Origin of the sequence: Muriicola sp. SD30, from assembly GCF_041205185.1 — a bacterium.
GTDB lineage: Bacteria > Bacteroidota > Bacteroidia > Flavobacteriales > Flavobacteriaceae > Muriicola.
This window is the reverse complement of record NZ_JBGEWB010000001.1, coordinates 644,454-663,370: the sequence shown is the minus strand read 5'-3', so window position 1 is coordinate 663,370 and position 18,917 is coordinate 644,454. Positions and strand designations below refer to the sequence as shown.

The following is an 18,917-nucleotide window of genomic DNA, read 5'->3' as shown; positions in this document are numbered from 1 at the left end:
TATTGTATTACTGGCGTCTTTTAAGTAATCATCATCAATCAATCAATCAATCAATCAAAAAAATAGTCATGAGAAAATTACGCGTGTTTCTGGCCGTGATGGTCTGTACAATCCATTTGGCCTATAGTGACAACCATCTATCTGATTTAAAGGAAGGATCCATTCTGGGAAAAGTAGTGGATCAGGACTTGCAACAACCAGTTGCTTATGCCACCATCATTGTTAAAACCCTTGATCATACAACAGTAAAAGGGGGAATTACATCCGAAGACGGAACTTTTCAAATTGAAAAATTACCCGATGGTGAATTCATCATAGAGGTACAGTTCATCGGATATAAAACTCACATCCAGAAAATAATCTTAGACAAAGGACACCGAAAGCTTGAACTGGGAACGATCGCCATTGCTGAAGAAGCAGAAAACCTTTCTGAGGTAGAAGTTGTAGCTGACAGGACTACTATTGAGCAACGAATTGACAGAAAAGTTGTAAATGTAGGAAAAGACCTGACTACCGCCGGTGCAACGGCTTCCGATATTATGAATAATATCCCCTCTGTAAACATTGATCAGCAAACGGGTGAGCTGAGCCTCAGGGGAAACTCGAATGTAAGGGTCATGGTAGACGGAAAATTGTCTAATGTTCCAGTTGCACAACTCCTGAGACAAATCCCATCCTCCTCTATCAAGTCGATTGAACTCATTACCAACCCATCAGCCAAGTATAATCCTGAAGGTATGAGTGGTATAATCAATATTATCCTTCATAAAAATGCGAATATCGGGTTCAATGGCAATCTCAACACCGGCCTCACTGTAGGCATTGAGGCCAAATTTAATTCCTCTCTCGACCTGAATTATCGAAATGGGAAGTTTAACCTTTATGCCAATGCCGGTACGAACATTGCCAAGTATGTGAATGACGGACATGTCTTCCGCGTAGTAGAAAATTCAGAACAATTCTTTGATTTTACTAACAACAACAAGTCGTATTTGTTTAAGGTGGGAGTAGACTTCTATCTCAATGAGAAGAACACCCTGTCATTTTTTACTAACCAGAATATCTTTAACGGCCAAGGAAGAGGACTCACTAATGTTATTTACTACGATAATCCAAACCTAAATAACAGTCAGGTCTTTGCCCCGTACAACGACAATCTAAGTGAACAATACAATTTTGATTACAAGCTTGATTTCGAAAAAGAAGGGCATAATATTGAGCTTGAAATCGACCACAATCGATTTGAGGATGATGAGGAATCAGACTTTATAATCAGTGGCAATTCTTCCATTCCAAACTATATGGACTTTGTTGATACCCGCAGAACACAAACGATCGTAAACCTGGATTACGTAAATCCTCTTGATTCCATTACTAAAATTGAAGCAGGCCTTGAATCCCGTAATTTTGAAACCCAGGTAGATTACAGCTCCACAGGCCTTACTTTCAATGCCAGTGGGGATTTAAGACCAACCCCTTCAACAGATTTTGTATACGGGATGGATATTTATTCAGCTTATGCCACCTTTGGGCAGAATTACAATAAATGGTCTTATCAGGCAGGGCTCAGAGTTGAGGATGTAACCGTAAAGGCTGACACCAATAATTTAAGAGCCTTCGAGGATAAATATACACAGCTCTACCCTTCAGTATTCCTTACTTATACGCCTAATGAAAAAGATCAGCTTCAATTGAGCAGCAGCAGGCGGGTAGACCGACCCGGACTAACACAGGTCAATCCCATCCGGGAATGGGCAACTCCCTTAATTTCTTCTTTTGGTAATCCAAGTCTTGTACCACAATTCACTTCCTCCCTGGAACTAAATTATACCAGAAGATTAAAAAATGGCAGTATTACCTCAGGCATTTTTTACAGGACTATCAAAGACGAAATAAACAGGGCGGTTTATGTAGACCGGCTCGATCTGAACAAATTAATTCTCACTTTCGATAATTTCGATAATACTTCAGCCTACGGCCTGGAAGTTTCTTCAAATTATAAACCGGTAAAATGGTGGAATATAAATGGTAGTTTTGACTTGTATTCACAGACACAGCGCGGTATAACAGAAAGTCTTCTGGAGTCGAATTCCGAAGCCACTCTCAATGATATTATCACCGAAAATGTGGAAGTTGAAAATGTGGCCTGGAACCTGAGATTTAATAATAGTTTTACGCTTACAAAACAACTCACACTCCAGCTTTTTGGATTTTATCGAGGCCAGAACCAAAATATACAGTTCACGGTTAAACCTATGTACTTTGTGAATTTTGGAGCGCGATACGGATTTGCCCAGGGGAAAGGTACGCTGAGCCTTAATTTCAATGACATATTTAATACTATGCGCTTTGCATTCGACGGGGAAAGACCTTTTCTACAAAATGGTGCTTTTAATTGGGAGAGTCAGAATGTTTATGCCGGAATTTCCTACCGCTTTGGAAGTGGTAAAAACAGCGCATCAAAAAGAAAGCAGAGAGACAACAATACAAAACAAGGCAGTGGGGGAATTCTTTAAGGAAACCTGACATTCTGTATGTTGGGCGCCGGGTTGATTCGTCCCAACTTCAGAATCTGAGGATAAGCCCGACATTATTGTCGGGCTTATTTAATTATGATCTGGCAAACCAGTTGGTCTACCGTCTAAACTAAAAGTATTTTTCTTTTTTTTGTATTCCTGTAATCCCTGCTCTCCGAGATCTTTTGCCCAGTCGAGCAACTCCTCCCGCTGACCTTTGCATTCCATTAAAGGCACTCCCATCCCGCAGGAGGACTGAACAAGTTCTACGTCCATTTCAAAGATTTGTCTTGATCCGGGGATGTCGGGAAATAATTCTTTCATCTTATCAAACTGAGAATCCCCGGGATGAAAGACTGAAGCTTTGCCGTATAAGCGGAGAATTTTAGGCGCGCCCTGGAAAGCGCAAAACATAATGGTCATCCTATTTGATTCCATCACATGCGCAGCAGTTTCATTGCCACTCCCCGTGAGATTCAGCCATACGACTTTATTTTCACTGAGTATCCTGAAAGTATCAATCCCCTTTGGGGACAGATTGATATGACCATCCCTGGGTGCAGTAGACACGAAGAATACTGCCTGTGACGCGATAAATTCACGTTGAGCGGAGCTTATAGATTTAAATTGTCTCCCCATGGCTTAATGGAATTTCAGACTACCATCTGATGATAACACTTCCCCATGTAAAGCCACTGCCAAAGGCTGCGAGAACTACAAGATCACCTTCTTTGATCTTCCCTTTTTCCCAGGCCTCCGTAAGCGCAATAGGAATAGATGCAGCTGTTGTATTACCGTATTTCATGATGTTATTATACACCTGATCATCTGAGAGACCGAACTTCTTCTGGATAAACTGTGAGATACGAAGATTGGCCTGGTGAGGGATAAGCATATCTATTTCATCTACCTTCAGATTATTCTTTTTTAAACCTTCCTTGATCACCTCTGAAAAGCGAACAACAGCATTTTTAAAGACAAACTGTCCGTTCATATAGGGATAATAAGAAACATCATCAGGATCATTGTCTTCCAGGATATCAGTTACCCACCGATGTCCAATTCCCGGTGCTAGTAATGAGAGCTCTTCGGCGTGTTGTCCTTCAGAGTGAAGGTGAGTAGAAAGAATACCCTTTTTTGGGTCCTCTTCCCTCGTTAGAATTGCCGCACCGGCACCATCACCAAAAATGACAGAAACACCACGGCCTCTGGTAGTAAAATCGAGTCCACCCGAATGCAATTCTGAACCGATCACCAGGATATTTTTATACATCCCGCTTTTGATGTATTGGTCTGCAACGGAAATAGCATAGACAAACCCGGAGCATTGATTTCTCACATCCAAAGCCCCTACTGTTTTTATATCAAGGTCGCGCTGCACCAGCACACCAGGTCCTGGAAAATAGTAGTCGGGACTTAGAGTTGCAAAAACTATAAAATCGATTTCATCCTTATCGATTCCCGCTCTTTCAATAGCAATTTTGGCTGCTTTAACGCCCATGGAAGTAGTGGTATCCTTTCCCCTGATCACATGCCTTCTTTCTTTTATTCCGGTACGTTCCTGGATCCAGGCATCATTGGTATCCATAAGCTTGGAAAGATCGTCATTGGTTACTACGTGATCGGGTACATAGAAGCCCAGACCCGATATTCTAGAATTGTACATATAGGAAGCGTTTAGCAGTGACAAGGATCAGCAGTCCTGTCCTTAGTTTAGTTTAGATGTCCTAAAATACCGATTCTCCTAAATCTGGCCTAAAGAATGTGAAAAAGATTATGAATGTAGGTTGCCACTAACAGCATTTGATATGTTTTTAACTTGCAATTATCCCTCTCTTTGTGCTAACTTACCCTTCCACAAAACATACATTATGAAACTCAGGATAATTTCTTCAGGCTTTATTGTTTTCTTTCTCACACTTTTAATACCTAGTGTGGGTCACTTACAGGAAAAATTGACCTATCAGCAGCCCCCACAGGAAATACTGGAACTGGTGGATGCCCCCCTGGCGCCCAGGGTGAGCATGACAGATAACGGCAAGCATATGCTGCTACTTTACAGGGATGCCTACAAGAGTATTGCAGAGCTTTCTGAGCCGGAAATGCGACTGGCCGGATTGAGGATCAACCCGGTGACCAATATTGGCAGCAGGACCAATTACTACAACAATATTATGGTCAAATCGCCTTCCGAAAGAGATGCCAGGCAGGTAGAGGGCTTACCGGAAAATCCAAGGCTTGCCAACTTCAGTTTCTCCCCCGATGAGTCGATGGTTGCGGTAACTAATACAACCCCCCAGGGTGTGGAGGTCTGGGTGCTCGATCTCGCAAAAGCTGAGGTTAAGAAGATAACAGAGGCCAGAGTGAATGCCAATCTCGGTGATGTAATCAATTGGTTTAAAGACAGTTCATCGCTTTTAATTAAAATGCTGCCCGATTCAAGAAAGGAATTGATCGATCAGGTCCAGGCGGTCCCTGAAGGCCCGACGATCTCAACCAATGATGGAAAAAAGGCTCAGAATCGCACCTACCAGGACTTGCTTACAAATCCCAATGACGAGTTCAACTTCCAGCAACTGGCACAATCTGAGCTTTACAAAGTTTCCCTGGACGGCAGCAAGTCGCTCTGGAAACCTGCAGCTATGTATCGCAATATCAGCTTTTCCCCCAATGGAGAATATGTAATGGTGGTCACTGTGGAACAACCTTTTTCCTATCTCGTTCCGTATTATCGCTTTCCATCTACAACGACTATCTATACTAATGATGGGGACCTCGTAAATACATTACTTGAGGTACCCTTGATTGAAGATCTGCCAAAGGGATTTATGGCGGAACGCAAAGGGATGCGCGACCTTAGCTGGCGGGCAGACAGGGATGCCACCCTGATTTATGTGGAAGCCCTGGACGAAGGGGACCCTGAAATTGAAGTTCCTTTCAGGGATGCGGTATATATGTTGGAAGCCCCGTTTAATGGAAAAGGTTCTCTTGTTTTAAAGACTATTAACAGGTTTAATTACATAAGCTGGGGTAATGATGAAATTGCCGTAGCAAGAGATTATTGGTGGAATACCAGAAATACCAAATTGTATGTCTTTAACCCTTCCGATCCGAAAGAGGAACCAACCATCATGGTCGACAGGAATTATCAGGACGTCTACAGTGATCCCGGCTCATTTGTTATGAAACGAAACAAAAACGGGAATATGGTATTGAGCCTCGACTCTGAAAACAATGCTTTTCTGCTGGGAGATGGTTATACCGACAAAGGGCAGTTTCCTTTCGTAGATCAGATCAATTTGAACACCCTGAAGAAGGAGAGGCGCTATGAATCAAGGCTTGAAGATAAGAAAGAAGATATTCTAGATTACAATGTAGCGGAAGATGAATTGCTTGTCAGGATTGAATCAAAAAACATATATCCAAACTACTATTACAAACACCTGAAGAAAAAAAAGGCACCTACTCAGCTTACTTTCTTTGAAAACCCCTTCAAGAGCATACAGGACGTGCATAAGGAAGTGATCACGTATACGCGGGAAGATGGGCTGGAACTCAGCGGAACACTGTATTTGCCGGTTGGATACAAAAAGGATTCGGGTGAGAAGATGCCCATGATTCTCTGGGCTTACCCACGGGAATACAAAGACAGAAACAGTGCTTCTCAAAATACCCAGAACCCAAATGAATTTACCTATCCCTATTGGGGTTCTCCGGTCTATTGGGTCACCAAAGGCTATGTTGTCCTCGATGATGCAGCCTTCCCCATTATTGGAGAAGGAGATGAGCAGCCTAACGATTCTTTCAGAACGCAATTAGTAGCAAACGCCAAAGCAGCTATAGATGCGGTTGACGCCATGGGGTATATAGACCCGAACAGGGTAGCTGTTGGCGGCCATAGTTATGGCGCATTTATGGTGGCCAACCTGCTTTCGCATTCAGATCTGTTTGCTGCCGGGATAGCGCGAAGCGGGGCATACAACAGAACACTTACTCCCTTTGGCTTTCAAAGTGAAGAACGCAATTATTGGGAAGCACCCGAAGTATATTATACGATGTCCCCGTTTATGCATGCCGATAAAATGAAAACTCCCCTGCTGATGGTTCACGGAGTGGCAGACAACAATTCGGGAACCTATCCCATGCAGAGTGAGCGCTATTTTAATGCACTAAAGGGGCTTGGTGCTACTGTACGTCTTGTGATGTTGCCTAAGGAAAGTCACGGCTACAGGGCGAAGGAAAGTATTATGCATCTTTTGTGGGAACAGGATCAGTGGTTAGAAAAATACGTAAAGAATCGTAAAACCGATAGTGAGACTGGGACCAAGTGATTTCTGATTAGATATATCTCTTGTAGTTATTTACCTCTACCCTGGCCCTGAGGTCATGTAAGAGGTTGTAAAGGCCAAAAAAGGTCCTGTTTATATAGAGAAAATGTCTCGACCCCCTGTTGCCGTTCATCTTACGGAGGTGTTCGTCTTTGGAGTAGCGCTGACTAAGGTCTGCAATGCGTTCCCAGAATTCATCTGATCCAAAATCGAAATAGTCTTCGTGGAAGGGCATTGTGAAAAGGGTCAGTAATTCTTTAAAAAGGGCCTTAAAAAATTTTCTTTCTTCCGGGCTATCAGCAGGGGTGAGGATTTCCAGGGCTTCGAGTTTTTGCTCAAAAAGTTGGTCATCTTCAATGACTTCCCGTTGTGCAAGTTCAAAATAGGGAATATAAAACTCGTCCGGAACCTCTTTGATACAGCCAAAATCAATAGCTATCAGGCGATGATCCTCACTGACCAGAAAATTCCCGGGATGGGGATCGGCATGGACTTTCCTCAGTCCGTGCATCTGGTACATGTAAAAATCCCATAAAGTTTGCCCTAATTCATTTCCGGTTTTCTCAGAGAAAGAGGTTTTAGCAAAATCACTGATATGAGTTCCCTCCATCCAATCCATGGTAAGGATTCTTTCACTTGATAAACTTTCGTAATACTGGGGGAAATCCAGGTTAGGAAGGTGATGGCAGGCCTTTGATATTTCCTTACTCTGACTTAGTTCAAGTACATAATTGGTCTCTTCCAGTAATTTATCTTCAACTTCCCTGAAGTATTTTTCGGAATCTTTACCCTGCAGGTTGAACATACGTGTTGCTATGGGCTTTACCAGGGCAAGGTCTGATGAGATACTTTGGGCAACTCCGGGGTATTGAATCTTTACAGCCAATTGTGTTCCATCCTTTACTGCCCTGTGAACCTGCCCTATGCTGGCGGCATTGATAGATTCAGGCTCAAAGGAATCAAATATTTCTTCGGGGTAATTCCCCAGATACTTCTTAAATGTTTTTCTTACCAGGGGGGCAGATAAGGGGGGCACGGAAAACTGTGACAATGAAAATCGCTCCACATAAGCTCTGGGAAGGAGATTTTTCTCCATACTGAGCATTTGCGCAACTTTTAATGCGCTCCCCTTCAGGCTTTTTAAACCATCGTATATATCAGAGGCATTATCCTCATTGAGTTCCTCCTTTGATACATCCCCATGAACTAATTTTTTACTGTAGTATTTTACGTAGTTGCCCCCTACTTTTACCCCGGTTTTAACCAGTTTGCCGGCTCTTTCTATTTTTCCCGTAGGAATTTTGTCAAGTGTTTTCATAATGGGGTTTTAAAGGCTAGAAGCCTAGTGGGTCATATTTTCTTTGTAGAGGAATTTTCCAAAGTCGACTATACTATCCAAAGGGGTGTTGTCAAAAACATCAAATACTGTTTGAACCGACTTTTCAATGGCAACATCGGTTTTCTCAAAGCCCGGGGAGGAATCCTCACTCCAGAATTTCAGAAGGAATAAAAACTGCAGCCATGCACCTTCGGAGAACAAGGCAGGATTATGCCTGGAAAATTTAGAGGATTTTTCTGCATTTCCGTCTTCGATCAGGTCTTTTGCAAATTCCTTTATTCTGGTTCTCAAGCCTTTCAATTGTTCCATATTCCTGAGCATAAATCCATTCTCATTCAAAGAAAACAGTATATAACTCCTGTTGAGGGTGAATACTTCAAAAATGGTAAAGAAAAAAGACAGCATTTTGTCCTTGTTGCTGTACTGTTCAAATTCTTTATTCTTATTCAACACCTCCATAGTGTTGTCATAAAAAGTATTCCAGATGCCCATCTGAAGGTTTTTTAAAGAGCCGAAGTGCTCGTAGAACGATTCTTCACTTACTTCGATCGACTTACAAAACTTATAGACGGAGGCCGGCCTTTTCTCTTGTTCCAGCACATATGTCATATAGGCTGAAACGACCTTTTTACGAGTGTCGGATTTATTCGATTTTTTTGAAGGCATATATCGATTATTTTGTTAAAGCAAATTTACTCTTTTTTAAACATTAATATTGTTAAGAATTTAAGAATATTGTAAATAACTAAGAAAGCGTGCCTTTTTGAAAAGACACGCTTTCTAACAACCTAACCAATTAATAAACAAACTGATTACTAAAATCAATTTTACTTTTTCATAGCAACGATTTCCATGTAATCATAGTCAAATATAAATAATGTTTATCTTATATTCATATTTTTTAAACAAAAATATTTGTTAAAGTTTTAGCAACGATGGAAAAGAAAGAATTAAATGTCAGTTTGTCACCTCTGGCGGCAATGGTACTTTTTTTGTTCTTTGCAACGGGAATTAAAAATCAATAAAGATGGCAACAGGTAAAATCAATGTTTCTGTAGAGAATATTTTTCCACTTATTAAAAAGTTCCTTTACAGTGATCATGAGATCTTCCTTAGAGAACTGATATCAAATGCAACGGATGCAACCCTAAAACTTAAACATCTCACATCCATAGGAGAAGCCAAGGTGGAGTACGGTAATCCGATGATCGAAGTGAAAATCGATAAAAAAGCAAAAAAGCTTCACATTATTGATCAGGGGATAGGAATGACCCAGGAAGAAGTAAAAAAGTATATCAATGAGGTTGCCTTCTCCGGCGCCGAGGAGTTTTTAGATAAATACAAAGATGCCGATAAAGATGCAGGCATTATAGGGCATTTCGGACTTGGATTTTACTCCTCCTTTATGGTCGCCAAAAAGGTGGAAATCCTGACAAAGAGTTATAAGGACGAACCCGCTGCACATTGGAGCTGTGATGGAACCCCTGAATTTACCCTTAAAAAAGGGAAAAAGGATTCTAGAGGAACCGAAATTATCCTTCATCTTGCTGATGACTCCGAAGAATTTCTGGAAGAGGCACGTATCAGGGAATTGTTGACCAAGTACAACAAATTCATGCCAATCCCTATCAAATTTGGCACTCGTACCGAGACATTGCCAAAACCCGAAGGGGCAAAAGAAGAAGATGAAGCACCTACCCGGGAAGTAGATGATATAATAAATAATCCCAACCCTGCCTGGACTAAAAAACCGGCAGACCTGAAAGATGAAGACTACAAATCATTCTACCGGGAACTTTATCCCATGCAGTTTGAGGAACCCTTGTTCAACATTCACCTCAATGTGGATTATCCTTTTAACCTGACAGGAATCCTTTACTTCCCAAAACTGACCAATGATCTTAATATTCAGAAAGATCGTATTCAATTATATCAGAATCAGGTCTTTGTAACGGATAATGTTGAAGGAATAGTCCCTGAATTTCTCACTATGCTACGAGGGGTAATCGATTCCCCTGATATTCCTCTGAACGTCTCGCGTTCCTATCTGCAAGCCGATGGCGCCGTTAAAAAGATAGCTTCCTATATCTCAAGGAAAGTAGCAGACAAGCTCAATTCCCTGTTTAAAGATAGCCGGGAGGACTTTGAGGCCAAATGGAATGATATCAAGATTGTCATTGAATACGGAATGCTTTCAGAAGAGAAATTCTTTGAAAAAGCCGATGCTTTTGCCTTATACCCAACTGTTGACGGCTCATATTACACTTTTGAAGAACTAAAAGAGAAACTTTCTCCGGCACATACCGACAAGGATGGTAAACTAGTAGTGCTTTACGCTTCCGACAAAGAAGCTCAGCACAGCTATATAGAAGCTGCCAGGGAACAGGGATACGAAGTTCTCCTGCTCGATTCCCCAATCGTTGGACATCTGCTTCAAAAACTGGAGACCTCTAAAGAAAACCTCTCCTTTGCCAGAGTGGATGCAGACCACCTCGATAATCTGATCAAAAAAGAAGATACCAAAATCAGTAAACTCTCAGAGGAGGAAAAGGAAAAACTAAAAACGCAGATAGAAGAAGTACTCGGGGAAAAAGGATATACCGTTCAACTCGAGACCATGGACAGTAAGGCCGCGCCTTTCATCATCACGGAACCCGAATTTATGCGCCGTATGAAGGAAATGCAGCAAACAGGAGGAGGCGGAATGTTCGGAATGGGAAATATGCCCGATATGTTCAATCTGGTCGTAAATACCAATCACGAACTGGTTTCAGAGATTTTAAATACGAAAACAGCCAAGAAAAGGGCCCGACTTATCAATCAGTCCCTTGATCTGGCGAGACTATCCAAAGGATTGCTGAAAGGGGAAGCCCTCACCAATTTCATCAAACGCAGCTATGAAATGGTAAAATAATTGACAGCTATTAAATAAAAAAGACCGCTTTAATCAGCGGTCTTTTTATTTTTACAGTATGGACGAACCCTGGCACCTCTACGCAATGGCCGCTATGTATTTTGTGGCCGGACTTATGCATTTTGTAAAACCAAAGGCTTATATGCGGATCATGCCGTCTTACCTGCCCTACCACAGGGAATTGGTTTACCTCAGCGGTGCAGCGGAAATCGCCCTGGCCATTACTCTTTGCATCCCGGAGACAAAAGCACTCGCCATTGCAGGAATTATCCTCATGCTGATTGTCTTCCTACTTGTACATTTTTATATGCTGAGAGGGGAAAAAGAAGGTGCAGGTATTCCCAGGTGGATACTCCTCCTTAGGATTCCACTACAGTTTGGACTCATGTATTGGGCATTTTGGTACCTCTAGTTCCGGAATCTCTTTATGTAAGGACTTTTTAGATTGCCATCCTTCTTTTAAACCAGCTGTTTTTAAACCATAGTACCTGAAACGTAAAACATAAGATCAGGGCTAAGAAAGAGTACACCAGGATCTCCGAATTGCCAATTTGTGGCAGATATGACTCTGCTAAGGTGAATACCTCCATGAATTCTGAAACAACTGATTCGGGCATATATGAACCCGATCCTTCTGAAAGGTATCCTGAAACAAGCAATGTAACAACAAGGGATATAACCAAAATCCAACCCGTCCTCGAAAACAAAGGCGCGTAATTCGGACCGACCTGAGAAGGTGAAGTCTCAAGTTGTTTCAATACTCCCCCGGTAAATCCATCTGAGGGTTGCTCCAAGGGTAACTCTGAGAATAATTCCCTCAGCCGTTCGTCAATCTGTTTTTCCTTGTTGTGCATTTCAGTTGCTATTAATTGTTTTAATATCACCTACCAGAAGGTCTTCCAATTGTTTCCGACTTCGAAATAATCTCACTTTTATGGCATTTTGACTCATATCCATGATCTCGGAAATTTCACGAATCGTCAGCTGCTCGTAATAATACAGTGTGACCAAAGCAGCGTCAATTTCAGGCAGTCGGTTTATGGTCGCTTTTAACAACTCCTTGCGTTCTTTCCTGTCTATTGCCTCCAGGATACTCCCTGAAGCCTTTAATTCCCTCACCCCATCATCGTCAATAGAGTTTAATAAAGGCTGTCGCTTGTTTTGTTTAATCCTGTCGAGGCTTTTGCGATATGCTATTCTATACAACCAACTGGAGAATTTTGCATCTCCCTTATAGGTTTCCAGGGCCTCAAAGGCCTTAACAAAAGTATCCTGAGCTATTTCCTCTGCATCTTCTTTGTTTTTAAGGAGTCTGCAAGCCAGGGTAAAAATCAGATACTTATACCTGTCTACCAGCACACCGTAGGCCACATGGTCGCCAGCGAGCGATCGGCTTATTAATTCCTTATCCTCCGGTAATAGCCTATGTTCCATTAGACGGCCTGCAAGGGTTGGTGGTTACATCAGACTAAAAAAAATACGTCTTTTTCGTAACCCGGCCAAGAAATAGTCCGTCTTACCTAAAAACAATGTTTAACAAATCACAATTAACATGGGAGGAGAAGTAATAATTTTTATCAGCATTTTCCTGATGGTCTTTGGCATCAGCTATCTTTATTTAACAACCCGAAACAAGGAAAGACTAGCCCTGATCGAAAAAGGCGCAGAAGCGAGTATTTTTGTCAAAGGAAAGAGGGAAGCGACCGCCCCTTTCTGGAAAATACTTTTATTAAATATTTCACTGTTGTTGATGGGTATCGGACTGGCCATCTTTATCGCCTCATTGATGGTGGAAATGGGATTAGACGAGGATGTTGCTTATCCGGGCACGATCTTCTTAATGGCGGGCTTAGGCTTGTATATCGGCTTTACCCTTACCAAGAAACTCGACAAAGAAGAGTAACCAGAATACAGCACTAATTTTATATTGAAAAACCAGGGTTCTATCCTTGGTTTTTTTTGTTTTTTTCCTTCCCTTTACGGCATTCTGTGAATAACAGATCAAATGCCTATCCTTTCTTTATGATAGACAATCTAAATATTAATTTTCAAGTCCTTTTAGATGCTATAGGGCTGGTTCAGGGGGTAAGTATAGGGATTTTACTCATGGTCATGGGCCTGCGTAAATTCAGAAATACCTTTTTTCTGGGACTTTTCCTGCTTTTGTATGCTTTAGAATTAGCTACCTGGATTTCAGTAAATAGCAAAATCTCAGACATATATCCCGATTTATTTCTCCTGCCTTTTAATTTTTCATGGATTCTATTTCCATTATTTTATATCTATACGCAGCAGGTTTCTGTCTTTTCAAATAAAAAGATCAAATACTGGCTGCTCTTTCCGGGTATTATTACAGTTCTAGCTCAAATAGTTATTTTCTGGCTCCCTTTCGAAACCAAGGGTGAAATTAGGGACAGTTTATGGCATACGGTTATTTTCTGGGTGTTGGGCAACTACTATTCGTGGATTGTAGGGATCTGGAATTTACGCCTACTTTACAAGCATCGGGTTGAAGTCCTTAATACATATTCATATATCTCTTTCAAGGAGTTGATATGGGCTCGTTACTTCCTGATTTACCTATTGATCACTTCCGTATTCGGGCATATTATCGCCTACGGATTCCCAACAATTGTAGAAGACAACACCATTTTTTCTGTTATGGATCTGATCGCTATCTACTGGGTCTCATACTTCGGAATCACTCAGCGAAATGTACGCTCCCTGATCACAAATATTCAGCCCGGGAAGAATTCAGAAGATTCGTCTGCTGAAAAGAAATATACCCCTGATTTAATCCCTGAAAGACTGGAGGAAGTCATGCTGGCTATAGCCAGATACATGAATGATTCGGAAATATATATGAATCCCGATATGACAATTATGGACCTTGCTGATGGAATAGGCGAACATCCCAAACGTGTTTCAGAGGCGATTAATACTATAGAAAAACTTAATTTTAATTCATTTATTAATCAATATCGCATTGAGAAAGCGTTAGTCTTACTTGATAAGGGGGATAAACTCAACTGGAGCATGGAAGGTATTGGTATAGAGGTGGGTTTTAAAAGCAAGAGTGCCTTTTATTCCGCATTTAAAAAATTCACCGGTTCCACTCCAACTCAATTTAAAAATACAGGAACCTGAAAAGGACTGTAAACTTTCCTTAAAATCCAGGTACATAATTCACTGACACACTCAAATTCCTTTAAACCTTAAAATAACAGTTCTAAATTCAGAAATCAGAACTAAAATCTGGTCCGTAAATTTAGAAACCACATAATTTATATGCACTTTTAGAAAAAAAGGGAAGGATGTACCCAAAAAGCAAGAGTTTAATTCTATTTATTTTATTCCTATGGTTTGTATTTGCCGCCTGGGAAATGGATGCACAAGCCGCAGAACAAACGTTGCCCAATACTTACATTCGCCTGGATCTTCTCCTGCTTCCTTTTTTAATCATCCTCACAGGATATGCCGTCTACTTTTTAATTCGAAATCACAATTTTGATGATTCCGGGGATACCGATCCCAATCAGGAAATTTAGATCGAGTTTTATCTTATCGTCTTCATAAAGACAGCTCCCCTACGACGAACATCTTATAAAAATGCCTGCTGTAGCCGGCTACTTCCCTACATTTTCTGAATATTCTTACTTATTTCTTTAATATTATTTCAAAGAAACTTTTTATTTAAAGTATTCCTTTCTAAATTGACTCCTTAAATTCCAGGCAGACCTATTGAAAGCAATTATTGATATTAGCTACAACCTTCAATCACTGATGGATGTCCTGGGTCTTATACAAGGAATCTCATTCGGAATTCTGCTCCTGCTATTGAATTACAGACATTTCAGAAATACGTATTTACTCGGTATTTTTTTAGTGCTGTTTTCATTAAAATTATTGGTGTTTATCCCTGCTGGATTAAATATTGATCAAGAGCATCCTGAATTATTTCTTTTACCCTTCGATTTTTCCTGGCTTCTTTTTCCCATCTTTTTTGTCTACACCCAGAAGATATCCATATTCTCGGATCAGAAAATAAAATACTGGGTGTTGTATCCGGGAATTATCTCCTTTGTTTTACAGGCTATTATCTATTTTCTCCCGTATGATACCAAATTGGAAATAGCCCAGAGTTTCTGGCATGAATTCTTGTTTACAATCCTGGGTATTTTTTATTCATGGGTGATTGGAATCTGGAATTTAAGGTTGATCAATCAGCACCGAAAGGAAGTTGAAAATACGTTTTCAGATCTGGAAAACAAGGTGTTGGGGTGGGCACGAATTTTTCTGATTTACCTACTTATTACTTCTGTTTTGGTGCATATTCTATTTTATGTATCGCCGGAAAATTACTATTTCAAAATTATGTTTTCCATTTTCGACCTGATTGCTATATACTGGCTAAGTGTCAATGGGATCATTCAACAAAATGTCCTATCTCTTATAAATGATAAAAAAAATTTCCCAGCAACTATTTTCTTAGAAAATAAAAATAGGGTGATGGAAAAGGAGGATGATGACAATTTAAAATCCGTCATGGCGAAGATCGACACATACATGAAGGATACCGAAGTTTTTTTAATGAGTGAACTCACTATTATTGACCTCGCAGATCAGTTGAAAATACATCCAAAAAAAATTTCAGCAAGTATCAATACTATCTTCAAACAAAATTTTAATACGTACGTAAATTACCTTCGCATAAAGAAAGCAGAATACCTTCTTTCAAAAAGATCTACGGATTATCTCAGTATTGAAGGGGTAGGAAAAGAAGTTGGATTTCATAGTAAAAGTGCTTTTTACGCAGCCTTTAAGCGTGTCACCGGAACAACCCCAAAAAACTACAAAGAGAGTATCTCAGGTTAATAAAGCTCTTCAATGCATTCTATTAAACCGTTGGATATCAAGCTGGGAAAAAGCGAAATCCGGGTGTACTGATTCCTGATTTCAGACTAATTAATACGATAAAATGCCTTATTTGTACGGATTTCTGAAATCCATACACCTTCCCTGTGGTTTTGACTTGCTCCCGAGAAATATTTAACAAAACTTAGAGTTAGCAAAGTATTGAGAAAGGGAATAACAGATATCCCATATCTTAAAAACAGTTTCAATTAAAAGTGCTATGACTACAAAAGAAAATCAAAAGGCTAAAATCCTCAAGTATGTTGCGATCAATGATGCCGGTAACTTCAATACGTGGAATCCTGCACATATCGAGGAATTAAAACGAAAAGAATTTAGCACTGATCTCGGGCAACGGGTTCTCTTTGAAAATGAATATCTCCGGATTTGGGAGGTAGTCTTATTGCCCAAGGAACGTCTTCCATTTCGAAAAATTGAATTCGACTACTACTGGGTAGCCGGTTCTGAAGGCATGGTGATCTCGAGATTTTCTGATGGAAAAATAGTATTGATGCATTTGGAAAAAGGAGATTCTGAATTTTTACTGCACGAGAATAACTACGGCATTTACGATATGGAAAATATTGGTGATGACATTCTCTTTTTCCAGCTTACCGAATTCAAAGGGGAAGAAATCTTCGTTAAAGAAAGAATTCAGGAAACTATCAACAGGAACTCCCCAGGAGACAACTGATTTTTTCTTTTTCACTGTTTTATAATCAATATTATTTGCTTGGTTGATTCTGATGCTGCATCATGGTTTCCTATCTTTAAGGTATGAAAGTCATCGCGACCAATATTGGTACTCCTACAACTATACACTGGCAACAAAAGGACGAACAAACCGGGATCTATAAACATCCCGTAGAGGGTCCCATTTGGCTGGAAGCTTCTCAGGTTAGTAACGATACGGTTTCAGATCGGAAACATCACGGAGGGATTTATAAAGCCTGCTACCTATTTTCTTCAGATAACTACAAGTATTGGCAAGAATTGTATCCACACTTATCCTGGAACTGGGGGATGTTTGGAGAAAATATCACCCTTGAGGGGATGTCAGAATCAGAACTCAACATAGGCTCTAAATACCAATTGGGAAATGCGGTGGTACAGATCACCATTCCCAGGGAACCCTGTTATAAACTTGGAATACGTTTTAACGATCAAAAAATAATAGACCTGTTTATCGCTCATGGCCATCCGGGCACCTATGTCAGGGTCTTAAAAGAAGGAGAGGTGAAAAAAGGCGACAGATTCTCCATAATTGAAGAGGTAAGTAACTCAATCAGTATTGCCGATTTGTATACCCTGCTCTATGCCAAAGAACCCAGGCAGGACATTCTCAACATAGGACTCAGTTGCGAATACCTTCCTGAACGAACACGTAAAAAGTTATCTAGAAAACAAAAAAAGAGGCCTGTATAGGCCCCTTCTTCGCTGAATTAAACTAAACTTACTTCACTACGTAATACTCAGCATACGTATCTTTTCCGTCTTTAAGAACCACTTTATAGCTGTCTTTTTCGGCATTTTCAAAATTGAATGCTTTTTCAACAACCAACCTGGATTTTAAGGTCTCGCTGTAAACAATTCTGTTTTCACTATCTACTACCCTTATTTGGATATCACTCATTTCCTTGTTGAAAAAGTTCAGGTACAATTTGTCTCCTGCTTTTCTGAAATAAGGTTCATTCTTCTCTAAAGAGGATATAACCACTCCACTTCCCTCAACTGATGTTGCAGGAGTGAAATTGTTGGCATAGGTACTGGCCGTTGCAAATAACAAGGCAATTGCGGAAATACTTTTTAATGTTTTCATAATTTCTTTTTTTAGTTTATTAATTAATCTCACTGCAAACATACCCCGGGTATTTCCCTCTCACTACAGCACAATTTTCCATTATGTGTTCTATTTTAACTCCTATGAGCGTTAATAAATCGTTAAATGGTAATATTGCACATATTTAAGTTAATTTTGCATAGTCTTTTGCAAAACCACGGACCTAACTTTGTTCGTATATAGGATGATTATGATAAAGCAGAAACCCAATTTTGAAGCCATAGAACCCAATTTTGGTAATTCCTTTACTTACCAAAAATTTGACGAAGACAGGCTGAACAAGAACAACGTCTGGCACTACCACCCCGAGATAGAACTAGTCTACGTGAACGGAGGTGCAGGAAAGCGGCAGATTGGAAGTCATGTCTCATATTATACTAATGGAGATCTCATACTGATTGGCAGCAATCTCCCACATTGTGGACTAACCGATAAACTTACCGGTAACAAAAAAGAAACGGTAATTCAAATGAAACAAGATTTTCTGGGGAACGACTTTTTTAATATCCCGGAAATGAAAAAGATCCAGTCGCTTTTCGACCTTGCGGCCGGGGGAATAGCATTTTCAGGTAAGACCAAGCGAAAAATTGGAGAGAAAATGGAAGTACTGGAATATCAAACCGATTTCCAAAGGCTGCTATCCATACTTAATATCCTCAATGAACTTGCAGGGTCACAGGATTACAAAGTGCTGAATGCAGCCGGATTTTCCCTGAAAACTGAGGTAAAAGACAATGACAGGATCAATGTGGTCTTTAACCATGTAAAGCAAAATTTCAAGGAAGATATTTCCCTGGATGAAATTGCCGACATGGTAAGCATGACGGTTCCGTCTTTTTGCCGGTATTTCAAGAAAATCACCAACAAGACCTTCGTGCAATTTGTCAATGAATGCCGACTCGTACATGCCTCCAAATTGCTGGCAGAACAACCTATGAGTATCACTGAAGTGTGTTTTGAGAGTGGCTTTAATAACTTTTCCCACTTTAATAAGTCTTTTAAGGCATTCACAGGACAAAATCCCTCAGAATACAGGAATCAGTTGAAAAATATCATGACCTAAAAG

General features: G+C 40.3%; 18 protein-coding genes. 11 read left to right on the top strand and 7 right to left on the bottom strand.

The window, feature by feature from the left end:
• Positions 1-68: 68 nt before the first annotated feature.
• Positions 69-2,516 (top strand): outer membrane beta-barrel protein, encoded by a 2,448-nt coding sequence (locus AB8P51_RS02930; protein ID WP_369747267.1) that lies wholly within the window; start codon positions 69-71, stop codon positions 2,514-2,516.
• Between the two features lie 90 nt (positions 2,517-2,606).
• Here the strand turns inward: AB8P51_RS02930 and AB8P51_RS02925 are convergent, their stop codons facing one another.
• Both AB8P51_RS02925 and AB8P51_RS02920 read right to left on the bottom strand, forming a co-directional pair.
• Positions 2,607-3,155 carry a pyridoxamine 5'-phosphate oxidase family protein gene (locus tag AB8P51_RS02925; protein WP_369747266.1) on the bottom strand — a complete coding sequence of 183 codons (549 nt, stop codon included), beginning with the start codon at positions 3,153-3,155 and terminating at the stop codon, positions 2,607-2,609.
• Positions 3,156-3,174: 19 nt separating this feature from the next.
• A complete protein-coding gene (locus AB8P51_RS02920) occupies positions 3,175-4,182 on the bottom strand; it encodes a 3-oxoacyl-ACP synthase III family protein (RefSeq protein WP_369747265.1) in 1,008 nt (335 codons plus the stop codon).
• A gap of 205 nt (positions 4,183-4,387) precedes the next feature.
• On the opposite strand from AB8P51_RS02920, the gene AB8P51_RS02915 reads away from it, so the two are divergent.
• Positions 4,388-6,847, top strand: coding sequence for an alpha/beta hydrolase family protein (locus tag AB8P51_RS02915; protein WP_369747264.1), 2,460 nt, complete (start codon positions 4,388-4,390; stop codon positions 6,845-6,847).
• Positions 6,848-6,854: 7 nt separating this feature from the next.
• Here the strand turns inward: AB8P51_RS02915 and AB8P51_RS02910 are convergent, their stop codons facing one another.
• Both AB8P51_RS02910 and AB8P51_RS02905 read right to left on the bottom strand, forming a co-directional pair.
• Positions 6,855-8,162 (bottom strand): ABC1 kinase family protein, encoded by a 1,308-nt coding sequence (locus tag AB8P51_RS02910; RefSeq protein ID WP_369747263.1) that lies wholly within the window; start codon positions 8,160-8,162, stop codon positions 6,855-6,857.
• 24 nt (positions 8,163-8,186) lie between these two features.
• Positions 8,187-8,849 (bottom strand): TetR/AcrR family transcriptional regulator, encoded by a 663-nt coding sequence (locus AB8P51_RS02905; RefSeq protein WP_369747262.1) that lies wholly within the window; start codon positions 8,847-8,849, stop codon positions 8,187-8,189.
• Positions 8,850-9,210: 361 nt separating this feature from the next.
• On the opposite strand from AB8P51_RS02905, the gene htpG reads away from it, so the two are divergent.
• Together htpG and AB8P51_RS02895 are read left to right on the top strand one after the other, a co-directional pair.
• Entirely contained in the window at positions 9,211-11,097 is a 1,887-nt protein-coding gene (htpG, locus tag AB8P51_RS02900; RefSeq protein ID WP_369747261.1) for a molecular chaperone HtpG, read from the top strand.
• A gap of 58 nt (positions 11,098-11,155) precedes the next feature.
• On the top strand, positions 11,156-11,509 hold the full coding sequence (locus tag AB8P51_RS02895) for a DoxX family protein (protein ID WP_369747260.1): 354 nt from the start codon (positions 11,156-11,158) through the stop codon (positions 11,507-11,509).
• A 28-nt stretch (positions 11,510-11,537) separates the two neighbouring features.
• On the opposite strand, the gene AB8P51_RS02890 is transcribed toward AB8P51_RS02895, so the two are convergent.
• Positions 11,538-11,951 carry a hypothetical protein gene (locus AB8P51_RS02890; RefSeq protein ID WP_369747259.1) on the bottom strand — a complete coding sequence of 138 codons (414 nt, stop codon included), beginning with the start codon at positions 11,949-11,951 and terminating at the stop codon, positions 11,538-11,540.
• Between the two features lies 1 nt (position 11,952).
• Complete coding sequence (locus AB8P51_RS02885) at positions 11,953-12,531, bottom strand: RNA polymerase sigma factor (protein WP_369747258.1); 579 nt, start codon at positions 12,529-12,531, stop codon at positions 11,953-11,955.
• Between the two features lie 118 nt (positions 12,532-12,649).
• Between AB8P51_RS02885 and AB8P51_RS02880 the strand changes: the two genes are divergently transcribed.
• From AB8P51_RS02880 to AB8P51_RS02855, 6 genes are all read left to right on the top strand, one after another.
• Positions 12,650-13,000 (top strand): DUF6249 domain-containing protein, encoded by a 351-nt coding sequence (locus AB8P51_RS02880; RefSeq protein ID WP_369747257.1) that lies wholly within the window; start codon positions 12,650-12,652, stop codon positions 12,998-13,000.
• Positions 13,001-13,119: 119 nt separating this feature from the next.
• Complete coding sequence (locus tag AB8P51_RS02875; RefSeq protein WP_369747256.1) at positions 13,120-14,244, top strand: helix-turn-helix domain-containing protein; 1,125 nt, start codon at positions 13,120-13,122, stop codon at positions 14,242-14,244.
• Positions 14,245-14,411: 167 nt separating this feature from the next.
• Positions 14,412-14,645, top strand: coding sequence for a hypothetical protein (locus AB8P51_RS02870; RefSeq protein WP_369747255.1), 234 nt, complete (start codon positions 14,412-14,414; stop codon positions 14,643-14,645).
• 193 nt (positions 14,646-14,838) lie between these two features.
• Entirely contained in the window at positions 14,839-15,972 is a 1,134-nt protein-coding gene (locus tag AB8P51_RS02865) for a helix-turn-helix domain-containing protein (RefSeq protein WP_369747254.1), read from the top strand.
• 259 nt (positions 15,973-16,231) lie between these two features.
• On the top strand, positions 16,232-16,705 hold the full coding sequence (locus AB8P51_RS02860) for a hypothetical protein (RefSeq protein WP_369747253.1): 474 nt from the start codon (positions 16,232-16,234) through the stop codon (positions 16,703-16,705).
• Positions 16,706-16,788: 83 nt separating this feature from the next.
• Complete coding sequence (locus tag AB8P51_RS02855; RefSeq protein ID WP_369747252.1) at positions 16,789-17,436, top strand: MOSC domain-containing protein; 648 nt, start codon at positions 16,789-16,791, stop codon at positions 17,434-17,436.
• Between the two features lie 28 nt (positions 17,437-17,464).
• On the opposite strand, the gene AB8P51_RS02850 is transcribed toward AB8P51_RS02855, so the two are convergent.
• Positions 17,465-17,830 (bottom strand): hypothetical protein, encoded by a 366-nt coding sequence (locus AB8P51_RS02850; RefSeq protein ID WP_369747251.1) that lies wholly within the window; start codon positions 17,828-17,830, stop codon positions 17,465-17,467.
• 211 nt (positions 17,831-18,041) lie between these two features.
• Here AB8P51_RS02850 and AB8P51_RS02845 point away from each other — a divergent pair, with 211 nt between their 5' ends.
• Entirely contained in the window at positions 18,042-18,914 is an 873-nt protein-coding gene (locus AB8P51_RS02845; protein ID WP_369747250.1) for an AraC family transcriptional regulator, read from the top strand.
• The last annotated feature ends 3 nt before the right edge of the window (positions 18,915-18,917 follow it).

Coding starts and splice junctions, on each gene's coding strand:
- AB8P51_RS02905 (WP_369747262.1), bottom strand. CDS start 8,849: ATGCCTTCAAAAAAATCGAATAAATCCGACACTCGTAAAAAGGTCGTT.
- AB8P51_RS02920 (WP_369747265.1), bottom strand. CDS start 4,182: ATGTACAATTCTAGAATATCGGGTCTGGGCTTCTATGTACCCGATCAC.
- AB8P51_RS02850 (WP_369747251.1), bottom strand. CDS start 17,830: ATGAAAACATTAAAAAGTATTTCCGCAATTGCCTTGTTATTTGCAACG.
- AB8P51_RS02880 (WP_369747257.1), top strand. CDS start 12,650: ATGGGAGGAGAAGTAATAATTTTTATCAGCATTTTCCTGATGGTCTTT.
- AB8P51_RS02890 (WP_369747259.1), bottom strand. CDS start 11,951: ATGCACAACAAGGAAAAACAGATTGACGAACGGCTGAGGGAATTATTC.
- AB8P51_RS02870 (WP_369747255.1), top strand. CDS start 14,412: ATGTACCCAAAAAGCAAGAGTTTAATTCTATTTATTTTATTCCTATGG.
- AB8P51_RS02910 (WP_369747263.1), bottom strand. CDS start 8,162: ATGAAAACACTTGACAAAATTCCTACGGGAAAAATAGAAAGAGCCGGC.
- htpG (WP_369747261.1), top strand. CDS start 9,211: ATGGCAACAGGTAAAATCAATGTTTCTGTAGAGAATATTTTTCCACTT.
- AB8P51_RS02885 (WP_369747258.1), bottom strand. CDS start 12,531: ATGGAACATAGGCTATTACCGGAGGATAAGGAATTAATAAGCCGATCG.
- AB8P51_RS02845 (WP_369747250.1), top strand. CDS start 18,042: ATGATAAAGCAGAAACCCAATTTTGAAGCCATAGAACCCAATTTTGGT.
- AB8P51_RS02930 (WP_369747267.1), top strand. CDS start 69: ATGAGAAAATTACGCGTGTTTCTGGCCGTGATGGTCTGTACAATCCAT.
- AB8P51_RS02855 (WP_369747252.1), top strand. CDS start 16,789: ATGAAAGTCATCGCGACCAATATTGGTACTCCTACAACTATACACTGG.
- AB8P51_RS02915 (WP_369747264.1), top strand. CDS start 4,388: ATGAAACTCAGGATAATTTCTTCAGGCTTTATTGTTTTCTTTCTCACA.
- AB8P51_RS02875 (WP_369747256.1), top strand. CDS start 13,120: ATGATAGACAATCTAAATATTAATTTTCAAGTCCTTTTAGATGCTATA.
- AB8P51_RS02925 (WP_369747266.1), bottom strand. CDS start 3,155: ATGGGGAGACAATTTAAATCTATAAGCTCCGCTCAACGTGAATTTATC.
- AB8P51_RS02860 (WP_369747253.1), top strand. CDS start 16,232: ATGACTACAAAAGAAAATCAAAAGGCTAAAATCCTCAAGTATGTTGCG.
- AB8P51_RS02895 (WP_369747260.1), top strand. CDS start 11,156: ATGGACGAACCCTGGCACCTCTACGCAATGGCCGCTATGTATTTTGTG.